Annotated in this window: 11 protein-coding genes and 1 tRNA gene; 9 read left to right on the top strand and 3 right to left on the bottom strand. The window is 43.4% G+C overall.

The window, feature by feature from the left end; all coding sequences use genetic code 11:
- Positions 1-76: 76 nt before the first annotated feature.
- Positions 77-153 (top strand) — tRNA-Met (locus tag AC3IT7_RS10550).
- Between the two features lie 217 nt (positions 154-370).
- On the opposite strand, the gene AC3IT7_RS10545 is transcribed toward AC3IT7_RS10550, so the two are convergent.
- The 3 genes from AC3IT7_RS10545 to gltA form a co-directional block, all read right to left on the bottom strand.
- Complete coding sequence (locus tag AC3IT7_RS10545) at positions 371-1,996, bottom strand: NAD+ synthase (RefSeq protein WP_489248431.1); 1,626 nt, start codon at positions 1,994-1,996, stop codon at positions 371-373.
- Between the two features lie 372 nt (positions 1,997-2,368).
- Positions 2,369-2,872 carry a hypothetical protein gene (locus AC3IT7_RS10540; protein ID WP_489248430.1) on the bottom strand — a complete coding sequence of 168 codons (504 nt, stop codon included), beginning with the start codon at positions 2,870-2,872 and terminating at the stop codon, positions 2,369-2,371.
- A gap of 150 nt (positions 2,873-3,022) precedes the next feature.
- Positions 3,023-4,297, bottom strand: a complete 1,275-nt coding sequence (gltA, locus tag AC3IT7_RS10535; RefSeq protein WP_489248429.1) for a citrate synthase — start codon at positions 4,295-4,297, stop codon at positions 3,023-3,025.
- A gap of 1,009 nt (positions 4,298-5,306) precedes the next feature.
- Between gltA and sdhC the strand changes: the two genes are divergently transcribed.
- The 8 genes from sdhC (at position 5,307) to sucC (ending at position 16,442) form a co-directional block, all read left to right on the top strand.
- Positions 5,307-5,705 carry a succinate dehydrogenase, cytochrome b556 subunit gene (gene sdhC, locus AC3IT7_RS10530; protein ID WP_085064488.1) on the top strand — a complete coding sequence of 133 codons (399 nt, stop codon included), beginning with the start codon at positions 5,307-5,309 and terminating at the stop codon, positions 5,703-5,705.
- On the top strand, positions 5,705-6,070 hold the full coding sequence (sdhD, locus tag AC3IT7_RS10525; protein ID WP_005096282.1) for a succinate dehydrogenase, hydrophobic membrane anchor protein: 366 nt from the start codon (positions 5,705-5,707) through the stop codon (positions 6,068-6,070). The genes sdhC and sdhD overlap by 1 nt, the downstream gene beginning before the upstream one ends.
- A 12-nt stretch (positions 6,071-6,082) precedes the next feature.
- Entirely contained in the window at positions 6,083-7,981 is a 1,899-nt protein-coding gene (locus tag AC3IT7_RS10520; protein ID WP_489248428.1) for an FAD-binding protein, read from the top strand.
- A 14-nt stretch (positions 7,982-7,995) separates the two neighbouring features.
- Positions 7,996-8,706 carry a succinate dehydrogenase iron-sulfur subunit gene (locus tag AC3IT7_RS10515; RefSeq protein ID WP_004279433.1) on the top strand — a complete coding sequence of 237 codons (711 nt, stop codon included), beginning with the start codon at positions 7,996-7,998 and terminating at the stop codon, positions 8,704-8,706.
- A gap of 822 nt (positions 8,707-9,528) precedes the next feature.
- Complete coding sequence (locus AC3IT7_RS10510; protein ID WP_475654546.1) at positions 9,529-12,351, top strand: 2-oxoglutarate dehydrogenase E1 component; 2,823 nt, start codon at positions 9,529-9,531, stop codon at positions 12,349-12,351.
- 19 nt (positions 12,352-12,370) lie between these two features.
- On the top strand, positions 12,371-13,576 hold the full coding sequence (gene odhB, locus AC3IT7_RS10505; RefSeq protein WP_195724988.1) for a 2-oxoglutarate dehydrogenase complex dihydrolipoyllysine-residue succinyltransferase: 1,206 nt from the start codon (positions 12,371-12,373) through the stop codon (positions 13,574-13,576).
- 97 nt (positions 13,577-13,673) lie between these two features.
- The gene (gene lpdA / locus AC3IT7_RS10500) at positions 13,674-15,104 is read left to right on the top strand and encodes a dihydrolipoyl dehydrogenase (protein WP_159138058.1); all 1,431 of its coding nucleotides are present in this window, start codon (positions 13,674-13,676) and stop codon (positions 15,102-15,104) included.
- A gap of 171 nt (positions 15,105-15,275) precedes the next feature.
- Positions 15,276-16,442 carry an ADP-forming succinate--CoA ligase subunit beta gene (gene sucC / locus AC3IT7_RS10495; RefSeq protein WP_489248427.1) on the top strand — a complete coding sequence of 389 codons (1,167 nt, stop codon included), beginning with the start codon at positions 15,276-15,278 and terminating at the stop codon, positions 16,440-16,442.
- The last annotated feature ends 2 nt before the right edge of the window (positions 16,443-16,444 follow it).

Raw genomic sequence — 16,444 nt, 5'->3', positions numbered from 1 at the left:
CATAAAGACTGAACATTTGTGTTTTAAAATGCTTGACGATAGTAGCTGAAATTACGATAATGCGCACACAGTTTACGGCTATGTAGCTCAGTTGGTTAGAGCACCGCACTCATAATGCGGGGGTCACAAGTTCAAGTCTCGTCATAGCCACCATTTTAAAAGACCAAGCTCTCAGCTTGGTCTCTTTTTTTGTCTTTTAAAAAGTATGGCGCATTATAAAAATTATTTGAAGTATCCAGTAAGTCTTTAGATATCTCCAAAATGATTTTTCCTTGATCGTCGATTAAATTTCTACTTTTAGTACTGATAAAAAAAATCGCCCAAGCATTTACTCAGGCGATGATTTAATTCAAATGATCAGGAAAAGGGCTTAACTACCTGCTTTCCAGCCATTTACGATTGGATAACGACGTTCACGGCCATAAGAGCGTGAACTGATTCGTGGCCCAATGGCACCTTGACGGCGCTTGTATTCATTCATGTCGACCAGACGAATCACTTTTTTCACGACTTCAGCATCAAAACCTTTCTCGATAATATCGTCCTGACTCATGTCTTCTTCGATATATGAATACAGGATGGCATCCAGAATGTCATAAGAAGGTAAAGAGTCTTGATCGACCTGATCCGGGCGCAGTTCTGCTGATGGTGGACGGGTAATTACACGTTCTGGAATCACCGGGGTTTCCGAAATACTGTTACGGTATTTTGCCAGTTCAAACACAATCGTTTTGTACACGTCTTTCAAGACAGCATAACCACCGACCATATCACCATATAGTGTGCAATAACCTACCGCCAGTTCAGATTTATTTCCGGTCGCCAGTACCAGATTGCCGAATTTGTTGGAAAGAGCCATTAACAGGGTGCCACGCGAACGCGCTTGCAGGTTTTCCTCAGTGGCATCTACCGGAGCACTTCCAAAGAACGGGAAGAGTACCTGCATAAAGCCATTGACCACTGGATTGATTTCGGCAATACCGAAAGTTACACCCATATTTTTTGCTTGCTCAGCCGCATCTTCCACACTGATTTGTGCAGTATAGGTATAAGGCATCATGACCGCCTGCACTTTATCTGCACCAATGGCATCTGCTGCAATTGCAAGCGTCAGGGCAGAATCGATACCCCCAGACAGACCCAGAATCACACCGGGAAAGCCCGAACGCTGTACATAATCACGGGTGGCCATGACCAGGCTTTGATAGATCTCGGCCATTGTCTCTAGCGCTGGCGTGATCACGCCTTTGCTAAACTGCAGCTGCTCAGCATCGTATGCTGCAATATAAAGGCCTTCCTGGAAGCTCGGTGCCTGTAGCGCAACTTCACCAGATTTGTTTAACACAAAGCTGGTACCGTCAAAGATCAGATCATCCTGACCACCGACCTGGTTGCAATACACCAGATTGATATTCAGCTGTTTGACCAGGGCTGCCATGGTTTCAATACGGTGTTGCGGCTTGCCGACTTCATATGGAGAAGCATTTAACACCAGCGCGGTGTCAATATTCAATTTCGCCAGTTGCTGCACGGTTGCTAAAGACCAGACATCTTCACAGATCAGGACGCCAAATTTGTGTCCCAGATATTCAAATACCAGATGTTGATGACCTTCGCCAAAGTAGCGCTTTTCATCAAATACGCCATAGTTTGGCAATACCTGTTTGTTATAAACACCTAGCACTTCGCCATCTTTCATCACGGCCGCCGAGTTATAACGCTGACCATCTTCCGCTTGATTCACAAAACCGAAGACCATCACAATGTCTTTGACTTCAGTCAGTTTTTCAAAAGCAGCTTTGGTGCGTTTGGCCAGACTCGGACGAATTAACAGGTCTTCTGCAGGGTAGCCCAGGGTTGCAAGTTCAGGGAAGATAATAAGATCAGCCTTATCTTTTTTAGCCTGATTGGCCTGATCGATCATTTTTTGCGTATTTGCATCCAAATTGCCCACATGTGGAGAGAACTGAGCAATCGCAATTTTAAAACTTTTCATTCCAATTAAATCCTATTCCTATAGGTTAATACACTAAATAACTGATTTTTATAATTCTAATTATCCAGCTGAGTGCATTTCGATACTCAAATAAATGCCAAATGGCCAAAGAAAAAACGTCTTTATCACATGATCGTTGAAGCTTGATCTGCGAGCTAAAATAGCATACTTGGCTTATTTTATCGAAATTTAATCCAGAAGCTAGCGCTGTTTTGCGAGAATGAGCGCTGCAGTGAAAAGTTATGCTCCAAAAACAAAAAATATGTGGATTTTTTGCGCATTCTTCCATGGCAGTGCTTCAATCCAGGCTTCAGCATATTAATTTTTTTAAAGTGAAACCGATATGATGCTATAGATTAAAATGATTAAATATTAAGTGCTTGTATAGTCTTTTAAAATAATATTGGGTATTTTTTTCAGGAAAATATCTCGGGCAATATCACCTTGCTGTTCAATATTATAGTGTGAAAATGGTTTGTTGGGATTAAATTGATATTTGTAAGGATTGTATTTTCCCAAGCTGAAAAAATAAGCACCTTGTAGAAATGCGCCTTTTACAGCCACATTAATTTTTTGCTGGTACTGATAAATATGGGCCATCTCATGAATAAATAGCGCCTGATAAGACAAGCTTTCACGCGAATAGTCTTTCCGATAATGTAAGTTTCGTGCATGAATATAGCCACTGGGTGCCATAATCACCTGTCTGGACTGCCAGGGTAAATAGGGATGATTCATGATTCTGACTGCTGAATAGTCAATTAGCTGGTCAAAGACCTGCTGGCAGAGCTTGATTTCACCTGGCGTTAGACTGCGGCATTTGAACTGTTCAAAACGGATGATTTTTAAAATAAAAGGCAGAGCATAAAACAACATGAAGCACAGATCCCATTCAAGTTTTTATTTCGTGAATTTGGCTTGGATCGATTTATATTAAAAGGTATTAAACTCGTAGTGTGTTTGATTTTGTCAGCAATAAAAAACCACCCGGAAGGGTGGTTTTCTTGTCTTTCAACGCAGTTCGGATTAACGAGCCATGTCGCGTTGAACTTCGCCAGTGTAAAGCTGACGAGGACGACCGATCTTGTAAGGACCGCTGTGCATTTCTAACCAGTGGCTGATCCAGCCAACAGTACGTGCAAGCGCGAAGATTACCGTGAACATTTCAGTCGGGATACCAATCGCTTTAAGGATGATACCTGAGTAGAAGTCTACGTTCGGGTAAAGATTACGTTTGATGAAGTATTCGTCAGAAAGCGCGATACGTTCAAGTTCCATAGCCAATGCAAGCTGTGGATCGTTGATGCCAAGCGCACCAAGAACTTCGTCACAAGTTTCTTTCATTACTTTCGCACGTGGATCGAAGTTTTTGTAAACGCGATGACCGAAGCCCATCAGTTTAACTTCTTTGGTCTTCACTTTTTCCATGAAGCCAGCAACGTTTTCTACAGAGCCGATTTCATCAAGCATCTTAAGAACAGCTTCGTTCGCGCCGCCGTGAGCAGGGCCCCAAAGTGCAGAGATACCAGCAGCAATACATGCATACGGGTTAGCACCGGTAGAACCAGCTAAACGTACTGTAGACGTAGAAGCATTTTGTTCGTGGTCAGCATGCAGCGTGAAGATACGGTCCATTGCTTTAGCAAGGATCGGATCAACTTTGTAATCACGGTCTGCAGGTGTTGCGAACATCATGTGCAGGAAGTTTTCTGCATAACCCAGGTCGTTACGTGGGTAAACGAATGGTTGACCAATCGTGTACTTGTAGCTCCAAGCCGCCAAGGTAGGAATCTTCGCGATTAAACGAATCGCAGTGATTTCACGGTGGTTTACATCTTCGATGTCAAGGTTGTTGTGGTAGAACGCAGATAGCGCACCAACAACACCGACCATGATCGCCATAGGATGCGCATCACGACGGAAACCGTTGTAGAAGCGTTTAACCTGGTCGTGAACCATCGTATGGTTACGTACTTTAGCGTCGAATTCTTCTTTTTGCTCAGCAGTCGGAAGTTCGCCATTAAGAAGTAAGTAGCAAGTTTCTAAGTAATCAGCTTTAGTCGCCAATTGGTCAATTGGGTAGCCACGGTGTAAAAGTACACCTTTATTACCGTCAATGAACGTGATTTTAGACTCACATGCAGCTGTTGCCATAAAACCAGGATCAAAAGTAAAGTGACCTGCAGCCAACACATCTTTAACGTCGATTACATCTGGGCCCAATGTGCCGCTGTAAATTGGTAGTTCAATTTCTTTGCCATCAAGCTGTAAAACGGCTTTCTTGCCAGTTGCTTCAGACATTCAATAGATCTCCTGTCCTGGTGAATGTATATCCGAATTGTCTATCAATCTTTTAATGCACAAAACGGATGGATCAAAAATTTGCTTTAAGATTAGTGAGTACTGAAATTTTGTCAATTATACTTATGGATGAAAAAATGACGCTTGCACAGCGGCTTAGTCATATCATCTCGGTATAAAAAGTTCAGTAAAATCACAGGATCAAACCGCTATAATAAGTCAAATTTAAACAGAGGTGCAGAAAAAAATAGAGAGTATGAATTATTTGTAAGCATTTTTTAATAGTCGAAAATGTTGCAGAAAATTGGCACTCCTGTTACTCGCCTTGGTTAAAACTATATAAATCTCATAACTTACATAGTTTTTAGCCACTCCGATTCTAGGTCTGGAATTATAAATAAAAGCAATTAACCGAATTTTCGACCCGATTCAATTGATTAAAAAATAGCTTAATAAATGGCCAACTTTGCAGCAAAGGGAGGCTGTTTGAAAATAAATGAATGTTTTTTTGAATCCAAATAACATAAACCGATTGAAAAACCCATCATCCACTACGGTCTAAGTGACTCTTTAAGCTCAGGTTATAAGCCCAGATCAATACGGTTGTATCGCAATAGTCATACTATTCAATGTATGAGCCTGATTTCCATCTAAATTAAACCCAGGTTTTTAAATAAGATTTATGCTGCAACTGTGCATCTTTAGTCTAAATGCCAGGAATTGGCCTTTAAGCAGATAGCTGAGTAAATCAATCAGGTTAATTATTTAAAAACAATTATATAGAAGGGTAGTGCTGTTATTTGATGAGCCTCACAATTAAATATGTTGTTGTTAATGATTCTTATTTAAAGGGTTTTTCTCAAAAAAGCCAAGTCTAGCTGTTTGTGTTTTAATAGTTCACGTTTTATAATTCAGTGTCGTTTTGATTTTGGGCATGTATTTGCCTAAAAATGCCAGCTTTCCTTCGAATTAATTCCAACAAACTCCGGATGGAGTTTTTACTTACAGGATGCCCGCTGTGAAAAGCAACAGACCTGTCAATTTGTCCATGGGTCAAGTTTTAGAAGTAAACTTAAAATCACCCGTGGCTATTGCATCAATTCTACACCGTCTTTCAGGTGTTATCGTATTCTTACTCGTACCGGTCCTTCTATGGATTTTAGACAAATCATTGTCTTCGCCTGAAGGTTTTGCGCAAGTTCAAGAAATCTTTAACGGTTTCATTGTTCGTTTCATTGTATGGGTATTTGTCGCCGGCTTGATTTTTCACTTTATTGCGGGTGTTAAGCATTTACTTGCTGACATTGGCGTTGCTGAAGAATTGGAAAGTGGCCGTGTCGCATCTACTATCGCATTAATCTTGTCTGCAATCGGTATTGTTGCAGCATTTGTATGGATCGTACTCTAATGAAAAGCGCTACTGGTTTAACAGGTTCAGGTTCTCGCGATTGGTTTCTCCAACGTGTAAGTGCTGTTATCTTGGCTGTTTATACCGTTGTTATTCTGGGTTGGATCTTGTGTAACAGCGGATTCAGCTATGAACAATGGTATGGCTTCATGATGACAACTCCAATGAAGATTCTATCTTTATTGTCAGTCTTATCTCTTGTTGCACATGCTTGGATTGGTATGTGGCAAGTCTTCACAGACTATGTGACGACTCGTCAAATGGGTCCTTCAGCAAATGGTTTGCGTATTGTGCTGACTTCAGCAGTAATTATTGCTGTATTGGCATATGCAATCTGGGCCATCCAGATTTTTTGGGCGAATTGATAGGAAACAATCATGGGCGCTATAAACCCTAAAGAAGATTACACAAATATTCCACATGAAACCTTCGATGCAGTCATCGTGGGTGGTGGTGGTTCAGGTATGCGTGCGTCTTACCAACTTGCTCAAGCTGGTTTGAAAGTTGCGGTACTGACTAAAGTTTTCCCAACGCGTTCGCATACTGTTGCAGCGCAGGGTGGTATTGGTGCATCTCTTGGTAACATGCAAGAAGATAACTGGCACTACCACTTCTACGATACTGTAAAAGGTTCGGACTGGTTAGGTGACCAAGACGCGATCGAGTTTATGACGCGTGAAGCACCTCAAGTGGTTTATGAGTTAGAACACTTGGGTATGCCATTCGACCGTAATGCTGACGGTACAATTTATCAACGTCCGTTCGGTGGTCACTCTGCGAACTACGGTGAAAAAGCCGTTCCTCGCGCATGTGCAGCTGCCGACCGTACCGGTCACGCATTACTGCATACGCTTTATCAAAGCAACGTGAAAATGGGTACGCAATTCTTCGTGGAATGGATCGCACTTGATCTGATCCGTAACGAAGCAGGCGACGTACTTGGCGTAACAGCGATTGACCAGGAAACTGGTAAAATTGCCGTATTCCAGGCAAAAGCTACCTTGTTCGCAACAGGTGGTGCTGGTCGTGTGTATCGCGCATCTACGAATGCTTATATCAACACTGGTGACGGTCTTGGTATGGCAGCTCGTGCAGGTATTCCACTACAAGATATGGAATTCTGGCAATTCCACCCAACGGGTGTTGCTGGCGCAGGCGTATTGTTAACTGAAGGTTGTCGTGGTGAAGGTGCAATCCTTCGTAACAAAGACGGCGAACCGTTCATGGAACGTTATGCACCTACTTTGAAAGACTTGGCGCCACGTGACTTCGTATCACGTTCTATGGACCAGGAAATCAAAGAAGGTCGTGGTTGTGGTCCTAAAGGTGACTACATCCTGCTTGATATGACGCACTTGGGTGCGGACACGATCATGAAACGTCTGCCATCTGTATTCGAGATTGGCAAGAAATTCGCGAACGTTGACATCACCAAAGAGCCAATTCCGGTTGTACCAACAATCCATTACCAAATGGGTGGTATTCCTACGAATATTCATGGTCAAGTTGTTGTTCCTGAAACGCGTGAAACTGAAGCGCTGGTTACTCATTACGACAAAGAAAATGATGTTTACTCAATCAATCAGGAAGGCCGTGATTTCACTAAACCAGTGAAAGGCTTCTATGCAATTGGTGAGTGTTCATGTGTATCTGTACACGGTGCAAACCGTCTAGGTACCAACTCATTACTTGACTTGGTGGTATTTGGTAAAGCTGCTGGTCAGCACATCATCGATTATGTGACTAAACATCACGGTGATGAATACGAGCCACTTCCTACAACTGTACTTGAGCAAACTGTTGCACGTATTCGTAAACTTGACGAATCTGCTACAGGTGAAAATGCTCAGGAAGTTGCTGATGCGATTCGTGACATCGTTCAAGACCATGCTGGTGTATTCCGTACATCTGCACTGCTTGAAGAAGGTGTAAAACAGATTCTTGCAATCGAGCCGCGTGTTCGCAATATTCATTTGAAAGACAAATCTAAGGTATTCAACACTGCACGTATTGAAGCATTAGAAGTTGAAAACTTGTATGAAGTTGCAAAAGCAACGCTTATTTCTGCGGCTGCTCGTAAAGAGTGTCGTGGTGCGCATACGGTTGTAGATTTTGAATTGTCACCAGATCATCCTGAATACCCTTACGGTCGTCGTGATGATGAATGGATGAAGCATACTCTTTGGTTCTCTACGGATAACCGTCTAGAGTACAAGCCAGTTCGTTACCGTCCATTGTCGGTTGATGCGATTCCGCCTAAACCACGTACATTCTAATCAGGAGAATTCAGATGAGTAGAGGTACTCGTACATTTCATATCTACCGCTATGATCCTGACAAGGATAAAGCACCGTACATGCAGACTTTTAAACTTGAGCTGACTGACAAGCACCGTATGTTGCTTGATGCATTGCTTGCTTTGAAAGTACAGGACGAAACTTTAACGTTCCGTCGCTCATGTCGTGAAGGGATCTGTGGTTCTGATGGTGTGAACATCAATGGTAAAAACGGTTTGGCGTGTCTTTGGAACCTGAACGATTTACCAAATGAAATTACGGTTCGTCCATTGCCTGGTCTTCCTGTTGTGAAAGACCTGGTGGTAGACATGAACCAGTTCTACGACCAGTACAACAAAATCCATCCATTCTTGATCAACAACCAGCCTGCGCCTCCTAAGGAACGTTTACAGTCTCCTGAAGAGCGTGAGCATCTTGATGGTCTGTATGAATGTATTCTATGTGCATGCTGTTCAACTTCATGCCCGTCATTCTGGTGGAACCCGGACAAATTCCTGGGTCCTTCAGCATTGTTGAATGCTTACCGCTTCATCATTGACTCGCGTGATACAGGTACACAAGAACGTTTGGCTCGTCTTGACGACCCATTCTCATTGTTCCGTTGTAAAGGCATCATGAACTGTGTATCTGTATGTCCTAAAGGTCTGAATCCAACGAAAGCAATCGGTCACATCCGTAATATGCTTTTAGATATGGCAGGCTAATAGGCTGCTCAGTGCAGTTTAGAAAAAAAGCACACCACAAGGTGTGCTTTTTTTTATGCAAAGTATTGAAGGGGAATAGAAAATCATAAGATAAAATAAAGAACCCATACTTAAAATGTATAAAGTGGAGTGAAATAGTCGGGAAGTAAATATTGGCTCTAAGTAGGATCCGGAGAGAACATGTGATTATTTTGGGTATTTATGATTTTTAGATGTAAAACTGACCTGAAAAATAACAAGAACGATGTTATTATATAACGGAAATTTGAAGGGGAGTGGATTGAAAGGTTTACTCTCTTTTTATTTATCGGAAATGCTTAGGACTTAAGTCTACATTGAATCTATTTTTGATATAAAGCACCATAGATTAGAGTAAAATAGCTGAACTGTATTTAGCCAATTTATGGAAGGTATGTGTCAAAAAAATCAATTGAAAAGTTGAGAACATGTTAGCATTTGGCTTATGACTATGTTTAAAAACACCAGGCTACATACACTTTTTAAACATTGAATTGCCAAGGACTGGTATATAAAAGATAGACCCGAGTCGCTTTAGAAAAAATCTTTGTTAATTCTTGCTTTTTTCTAAGTCGATTTGCAAAAAATTGCCCGGTTTCGATCGGGTATTCAATGAGTAATGATACCGCTGAGGGGTGTTATTGTTCATTATACATATCAAGATTTTCTTGGTGTGGTGATAACGCCTCATGGCTTATGCCTTATGGGGGACTAGTGTCATATTACCAATCTGACGCTAATAATCCTGGGTTTTGCTTAAAAAGCATCCTGAAAATGTTTTTGCAATAGGAAATGGGTCCACAAATGCAAGAAGTTGCTGACGCTCTGCGTCTTGACACTGAACTTAGCGCTGATAGTGCAGCGTATATTGAAGAACTTTATGAGCAGTATTTGACGGCTCCGGATTCAGTAGGTGCTGACTGGCAAGAATACTTCGGTAAATTCCCAAAAGGTGATCAACCACACAGCAATGTACGTGAGCAATTCCTACTTTTAGGTCGTAATTCAAGCCGTATTCAGCCTGTTGTTCAGTCAACAGTCAGCTCAGAGCATGAACGTCGTCAAATCGGCGTATTACAGCTGATTGCTGCCTACCGTAACCGTGGTCACCAGAAAGCAAAACTGGATCCATTAGGTTTGGCTAAGCGTGAAGTGGTGCCTGATCTGGATCTTGCTGCGCATGGTTTGACTCAGTCTGACCTCGACACGGTATTCAATACGGGCAACCTGGCGATCGGTAAAGAAGAAGCGACTTTGGCTGAGATGGTTCAGGCAATGGAAGCCACTTACTGTGGTTCAATCGGTGCTGAATACATGCACATCGTGGACACTAAAGAGAAACGTTGGATTCAACAACGTCTGGAAAGTGCACGCGGTCAATATGGCTTTAATGCTGAACAGAAGAAACATGTCCTTGAACGTTTAACCGCAGCGGAAGGCCTGGAAAAATATCTGGGTAATAAATTCGTTGGTGCGAAACGTTTCGGTGTGGAAGGTGGTGAAGCCTTCATCCCGATGGTTAACGAAATTATTCAGCGTGCAGGTTCTGTGGGCTGTAAAGAAGTTGTGATCGGCATGCCTCACCGTGGCCGTTTAAACCTTCTGGTTAACATCATGGGTAAAAACCCGGCTGACCTGTTTGGTGAGTTCGAAGGTAAATCGATTCACAAGAAAGGTTCTGGTGATGTTAAGTATCACCAAGGCTTCTCTTCAAACGTGATGACCCAAGGTGGCGAAGTTCACCTGGCATTGGCGTTTAACCCGTCACATCTGGAAATTGTTGGCCCTGTGGTTGAAGGTTCAGTACGTGCACGTCAAGTGCGTCGTAAAGACATTGGTGGCGATGACGTATTGCCATTGATCGTACATGGTGATGCTGCATTTGCAGGTCAGGGCGTAAACCAGGAAACTTTCCAGATGTCACAAACTCGCGGTTATACCGTGGGTGGTACAGTGCATATTGTGATCAATAACCAGGTTGGTTTCACCACTTCTGATCCACGTGATGCGCGTTCTACAGAATACTGTACTGACATCGCGAAAATGATTCAGGCACCAATCTTCCATGTTAATGGTGATGATCCTGAAGCTGTGGTATTCATTTCACAACTTGCTCATGACTTCCGTCATACATTCCGTAAAGACGTTGTAATCGACATGTTCTGTTACCGTCGTCGTGGTCATAACGAAGCGGATGAGCCGGCTGCAACACAACCAATGATGTATCAAGTGATTAACAAGAAAGCGACCACGCGTACGCTTTATGCTGATCAGCTGGTACAACAGGGTGTTCTTGATCGCGCAAGTGCCGACCAAATGGTTGAAAACTACCGTGCAGACCTGGAAGCGGGTAATCATGTTGCCAATGCACTGGTACTGGAACCGAACAAGAAAATGTTTGTGGACTGGACGCCTTACCTGGGTCATGAATACACAGACGAATGGGATACGACTTTCCCGATCGAGCGTCTAAAAGAGCTTGGTGCGAAAATGCGTGAGCTTCCAGAAGGCTTCGTGATGCAACGTCAGGTTGCGAAAGTGATCGATGACCGTCTGAAAATGCAAACTGGTGAAATGCCATTGAACTGGGGTGCTGCGGAAACTTTAGCCTATGCAACTGTTCTGGATGAAGGTTACCTGCTTCGTTTAACTGGTGAAGACGTGGGTCGTGGTACATTCTCACACCGTCATGCAAAACTGCATAACCAGGTAGATGGATCAACTTATCTTCCACTGTGTAACCTGAAAGAAAACCAGCCACGTACTGCAATCTATGACTCATTATTGTCAGAGATGGCGGTGTTGGCATTCGAATACGGCTATGCGACCACTCTTCCTAAGAGCTTGATCATCTGGGAAGCGCAGTTCGGTGACTTTGCTAACTGTGCACAGGTTGTTATTGACCAGTTCATCTCGTCTGGTGAAACCAAATGGGAACGAGTATGTGGTTTAACCATGCTGCTTCCACACGGTTTTGAAGGTCAAGGTCCAGAGCATTCATCTGCACGTTTGGAACGTTTCTTGCAGCTATGTGCTGAAGACAACATGCAAGTGATCACACCGACCACACCTGCACAGATTTATCATGCCTTACGTCGTCAAGCGATTCGCCCAATCCGTAAGCCATTGATCGTGACTTCACCGAAGTCATTGCTTCGTCATAAACTTGCAACGTCTACTTTGGAAGAACTTGCAAACGGTACTTTCCAGACCGTGATTGATGAAGTGGATAACATCAATAAGTCAGATGTAACCCGTCTGGTTCTTTGTGGTGGTAAGGTATATTACGACCTGATTGAAAAACGTCGTGAAAAAGAATTGAACAATACCGCAATTGTGCGTATTGAACAGTTGTATCCATACCCGGAAAAACGCCTGGCAGAAGTCCTTGCACAGTATCCAAATGTGAAAGAACTGGTTTGGGCACAAGAAGAGCCTAAAAACCAAGGTGCTTGGTTGTTCATCGCGCCACGTCTATATGACGATGTGATGAAAGCGGGTAAACAAGTCCGTATTAGCTACGCTGGCCGTGAAGCATCTGCTGCACCGGCTTGTGGTTCACCATATTTGCATGCAAAACAACAAGCTCAGCTCATCAACGACGCGCTTGCGATCGACGCTGAATAATCCAGGAGATTCTAAAATCATGGCAACCGAAATTAAAGCACCGGTATTCCCAGAGTCAGTTGCGGACGGTACGATCGCAACTTGGCACAAACAACCAGGTGAAGCTGTATCACGTGATGAAGTGATCTGCGATATTGAGACTGATAAAGTTGTTTTAGAAGTTGTTGCTCCTGCAGACGGTACCCTTGCATCTATTATTAAAGGTGAAGGCGATACTGTTCTTTCAGCTGAAGTTATTGCGCAGTTTGAAGAGGGTGCTGTTTCTGGCGCGGCTCAAACTCAAGCAGTTCAGTCTGAAGAGAAAGTTGAACAAGCTGCGGCAAATACTGAAGCAGGCAATTCACCAATCGTTGAACGTCAGCAAGTACAAGACCAAGCTCCAGCAGTGCGTAAAGCATTGACTGAATCTGGTGTTGCAGCGGCTGATGTTGCTGGTACAGGCCGTGGCGGTCGCATCACTAAAGAAGATGTGGCAAATCACCAAGCGAAACCAGCAGCGCAACCGTTAAGCGTTGCAGTGGGCGAGCGTATCGAAAAACGTGTTCCAATGACACGTCTTCGTAAGCGTGTTGCTGAACGTTTACTTGCAGCGACTCAAGAAACTGCAATGTTGACCACGTTCAACGAAGTTAACATGAAACCAATCATGGAAATGCGTGCGCAATACAAAGATGCATTCGAAAAGCGTCATGGTGCACGTCTTGGCTTCATGTCATTCTTTGTTAAAGCGGCAACTGAAGCACTCAAACGCTATCCAGCAGTGAATGCATCAATCGATGGTGATGATATTGTTTATCACGGTTACTACGACATCGGTGTTGCAGTTTCATCTGAACGTGGTCTAGTGGTTCCTGTACTTCGTGATACAGACCGCATGAACTATGCTGAAGTTGAAAACGGTATTCGTGCTTACGCAGCTAAGGCGCGTGATGGCAAACTAGGCATCGAAGACATGACTGGCGGTACATTCACAATTACCAATGGTGGTACTTTCGGTTCATTGTTATCTACTCCGATCTTGAACACGCCACAAACTGCGATTCTGGGTATGCATAAAATCCAGGAACGTCCGATGGCAGTCAATGGTCAAGTAGAAATCTTGCCAATGATGTACTTGGCATTGTCTTATGACCACCGTCTAATCGATGGTAAAGAAGCAGTGGGTTTCCTTGTAACAATCAAAGAATTGTTAGAAGAGCCAGCGCGCCTTATCCTTGATCTATAATTTTTTCATTTAAAATCTTCCCGTGTCCCTCTTTGCAAAAGAGGGATCAGTCTCCCTGTGTGAAAGGGAGATTTGGGAAGATTGCTTGGAGATAAACATGTCTCAATTCGATTTAGTCGTAATTGGTGGTGGCCCGGGCGGCTACGAAGCAGCAATTCGTGCAGCTCAACTTGGTTTCAAAGTTGCCTGTATTGAAAAACGTATTCATAAAGGCAAGCCATCTTTGGGTGGTACATGCTTAAACGTAGGTTGTATCCCGTCTAAAGCTTTGCTTGACTCTTCTCACCGTTATGAAGATACAGTGCATCATCTAGATGATCATGGTATTACTACGGGTGAAGTGAAATTTGATCTTGCAAAACTACTTGCGCGTAAAGACAAAATTGTTGACCAATTGACCATGGGTATTGACGGTTTGCTAAAAGGCAACGGCGTTGAATGGTTAAAAGGTACTGGTAAATTACTTGCAGGTAAAAAAGTTGAGTTTGTATCGCATGAAGGCGAAACTCAAATTTTAGAACCGAAATACGTGATTCTTGCGACTGGTTCTGTGCCAATCAATATCCCATCTGCACCTGTTGATCAAAACATCATTGTTGATTCAACTGGCGCACTTGAATTCCAGGAAGTTCCTAAACGTCTTGGCGTAATCGGTGCGGGCGTAATTGGTCTTGAGCTTGGTTCAGTATGGCGTCGTTTGGGTGCTGAAGTTGTTGTATTTGAAGCAATGGATGCATTCTTGCCAATGGCTGATAAAGCCCTGGCAAAAGACTACCAAAAACTGTTGACTAAGCAGGGTCTTGATATCCGCGTTGGTGCTAAAGTTTCTGGTACTGAAGTGAACGGTTCTGAAGTGACTGTGAAGTACACTCAGGGCGGCGAAGACAAGACTCAAACTTTCGACAAGTTAATCGTATGTGTAGGCCGTCGTGCTTATGCTGAAGGTTTATTGGCGGATGATTGCGGTATCAAGCTGACTGAACGTGGTCTAGTTGAAGTAAACGATTGGTGTGCAACGTCTGTTGACGGTGTATATGCAATTGGTGACTTGGTTCGTGGCCCTATGCTTGCGCATAAAGCCATGGAAGAAGGTGTTATGGCAGTGGAACGTATTCACGGTCATGCAGCTCAAGTCAACTATGACACGATCATTTCTGTGATTTATACACATCCGGAAGCGGCATGGGTTGGTTTAACAGAACAGCAAGCCAAAGACAAAGGTCACGAAGTGAAAACTGGTCAATTCGGTTTTGCTGCGAACGGCCGTGCGATGGCTGCTGGCGAAAATGCCGGTTTCGTGAAGTTTGTTGCTGATGCGAAAACAGATCGTCTATTGGGTATGCACGTGATTGGACCTGCTGCGTCTGACATCGTACACCAGGGCATGATCGCACTTGAGTTTGTATCTTCAGTAGAAGATCTACAGTTGATGACTTTTGGTCACCCAACCTTCTCTGAAGTGGTACACGAAGCTGCACTTGCAGTCGATGGTCGTGCCATTCATGCGATTCAACGCAAACGTAAATAAAATCAAAAAAAGAGCGGCTTAGGTCGCTCTTTTTACATTTCATGGTTGTTTTTATTGTAACAATCATCTAAAAATAAGATAACGATTTTAAAAAATGCTGGTACTGCTTTGACGGATGTCTGGGTACTGGTGGGTGTATAACAAGGTAAAGAAGTAATAAAAGGTCATTTAATGAATTTACATGAGTATCAAGCAAAAGCGCTATTAAAAAAATATGGTATGCCGGTACAGGAAGGGATACTTGCCACCAACGCCGATGAAACGGTACATGCTTTTGAGCAACTGGGTGGTAAGTTCGCTGTATTGAAGGCTCAGGTACATGCGGGTGGCCGTGGGAAGGCCGGCGGTGTGAAAGTGGTGAAATCGGCTGCCGAGGCGGCTGAATATGCCAACCAGATCATCGGTTCACGCTTGGTGACTTATCAGACCGATGCCAATGGTCAGCCGGTAAACAGCATTTTAGTCTCCGAAGATGTTTATCCTGTAGAGCGCGAGCTATATCTGGGTGCAGTGGTAGATCGCTCAACGCGCCGCATTACTTTCATGGCATCGACTGAAGGCGGTGTTGAAATTGAGAAAGTGGCTGAAGAAACCCCTGAAAAAATTATTAAAGTTGAAGTAGATCCTTTAGTTGGTCTCCTGCCATTTCAGGCACGTGAAGTGGCTTTTGCACTCAAACTTAAAGATGGACAAATCAATCAGTTTGTTAAAGTCATGACGGCTGCTTATCAGGCATTTGTAGACAATGACTTTGCACTTTTCGAAATCAATCCGCTGTCTGTACGTGAGAATGGCGACATTCTCTGTGTCGATGCCAAGATCGGCATTGATTCAAATGCGCTGTACCGTTTGCCTGAAGTTGCTGCACTGCGTGATAAGTCTCAGGAAAATGAACGTGAGCTTAAAGCATCTGAGTTCGATCTGAACTATGTGGCATTGGAAGGAAACATTGGCTGTATGGTGAATGGTGCCGGCCTTGCCATGGCAACCATGGATATTATCAAGCTTTATGGCGGTCAACCTGCCAACTTCCTGGATGTCGGTGGTGGTGCAACCAAAGAGCGCGTGATTGAAGCGTTTAAAATTATTCTGGCAGATCACTCTGTGCAGGGTGTGTTGATTAATATTTTCGGTGGAATTGTACGTTGTGACATGATTGCTGAAGCAATTATTGCAGCGGTTCAGGAAGTAAATGTGACCGTTCCTGTGGTTGTTCGCCTCGAAGGCAACAATGCGGAGCTGGGTGCAAAATTACTTGATGAATCTGGTCTAAAACTTATTTCTGCGAATGGTTTGGCCGATGCCGCAGAAAAAATTGTTGCTGCAGTAAAAGCTTAAGG

It is taken from the genome of Acinetobacter sp. KH_038 (genome assembly GCF_057839405.1).
This window is presented reverse-complemented; position numbering and strand designations above follow the sequence as displayed.

What these genes read in the sequence shown, in the direction of transcription:
- AC3IT7_RS10515 (WP_004279433.1), top strand. Translation starts at nt 7,996, where the DNA reads ATGAGTAGAGGTACTCGTACATTTCATATCTACCGCTATGATCCTGAC.
- lpdA (WP_159138058.1), top strand. Translation starts at nt 13,674, where the DNA reads ATGTCTCAATTCGATTTAGTCGTAATTGGTGGTGGCCCGGGCGGCTAC.
- sdhC (WP_085064488.1), top strand. Translation starts at nt 5,307, where the DNA reads ATGCCCGCTGTGAAAAGCAACAGACCTGTCAATTTGTCCATGGGTCAA.
- odhB (WP_195724988.1), top strand. Translation starts at nt 12,371, where the DNA reads ATGGCAACCGAAATTAAAGCACCGGTATTCCCAGAGTCAGTTGCGGAC.
- gltA (WP_489248429.1), bottom strand. Translation starts at nt 4,297, where the DNA reads ATGTCTGAAGCAACTGGCAAGAAAGCCGTTTTACAGCTTGATGGCAAA.
- AC3IT7_RS10540 (WP_489248430.1), bottom strand. Translation starts at nt 2,872, where the DNA reads ATGTTGTTTTATGCTCTGCCTTTTATTTTAAAAATCATCCGTTTTGAA.
- AC3IT7_RS10520 (WP_489248428.1), top strand. Translation starts at nt 6,083, where the DNA reads ATGGGCGCTATAAACCCTAAAGAAGATTACACAAATATTCCACATGAA.
- AC3IT7_RS10510 (WP_475654546.1), top strand. Translation starts at nt 9,529, where the DNA reads ATGCAAGAAGTTGCTGACGCTCTGCGTCTTGACACTGAACTTAGCGCT.
- sdhD (WP_005096282.1), top strand. Translation starts at nt 5,705, where the DNA reads ATGAAAAGCGCTACTGGTTTAACAGGTTCAGGTTCTCGCGATTGGTTT.
- AC3IT7_RS10545 (WP_489248431.1), bottom strand. Translation starts at nt 1,996, where the DNA reads ATGAAAAGTTTTAAAATTGCGATTGCTCAGTTCTCTCCACATGTGGGC.
- sucC (WP_489248427.1), top strand. Translation starts at nt 15,276, where the DNA reads ATGAATTTACATGAGTATCAAGCAAAAGCGCTATTAAAAAAATATGGT.